Annotated in this window: 1 protein-coding gene; it reads left to right on the forward strand. The window is 39.7% G+C overall.

Annotated elements, in window-relative coordinates:
- The coding region (locus BABA_RS02470) for an IS256-like element IS905 family transposase (RefSeq protein ID WP_007083539.1) at nucleotides 1-914 on the forward strand (914 nt) is incomplete at both ends.

A 914-nucleotide genomic window follows, 5' to 3' on the forward strand; every position in this document is an offset into this window, starting at 1 on the left:
AGCCTTTTTAGGGTATGAACCTTACGATAAAGTAGGCTATAATTCTGGGAATAGTCGTAACGGAAGCTATTCACGGCAATTTGAAACCAAATATGGGACTGTTCAGTTGAGCATTCCTAGAGATCGTAATGGGAACTTTAGTCCAGCTTTGCTTCCCGCTTATGGACGTCGAGATGACCACTTGGAAGAGATGGTTATCAAACTCTATCAAACCGGTGTAACGACTCGAGAAATTAGTGATATCATCGAGCGAATGTATGGTCATCACTATAGTCCTGCCACAATTTCTAATATCTCAAAAGCAACTCAGGAGAATGTCGCTACTTTTCATGAGCGAAGCTTAGAAGCCAATTACTCTGTTTTATTTCTTGACGGAACCTATCTTCCATTAAGACGTGGAACCGTTAGTAAAGAATGTATTCATATCGCACTTGGCATTACACCAGAAGGACAGAAGGCTGTTCTTGGATATGAAATCGCCCCAAATGAAAACAATGCTTCTTGGTCCACCCTGTTAGACAAGCTTCAAAACCAAGGAATCCAACAGGTTTCTCTTGTAGTGACCGATGGCTTCAAGGGGCTTGAACAGATTATCAGTCAGGCTTACCCATTAGCTAAACAACAACGTTGCTTAATTCATATTAGTCGAAATCTAGCTAGTAAAGTGAAACGAGCAGATAGAGCGGTTATTCTGGAGCAATTTAAAACGATTTATCGTGCTGAAAATTTAGAAATGGCAGTGCAAGCTTTAGAGAACTTTATCGCCGAATGGAAACCAAAGTATAGGAAAGTCATGGAAAGTCTGGAGAATACGGATAATCTTTTAACTTTTTATCAGTTTACCTACCAGATTTGGCACAGCATTTATTCGACAAACCTCATTGAGTCTCTTAACAAAGAAATCAAACGTCAAA

It is taken from the genome of Neobacillus bataviensis LMG 21833 (assembly GCF_000307875.1).
Taxonomy (GTDB): domain Bacteria; phylum Bacillota; class Bacilli; order Bacillales; family Cytobacillaceae; genus Neobacillus; species Neobacillus bataviensis.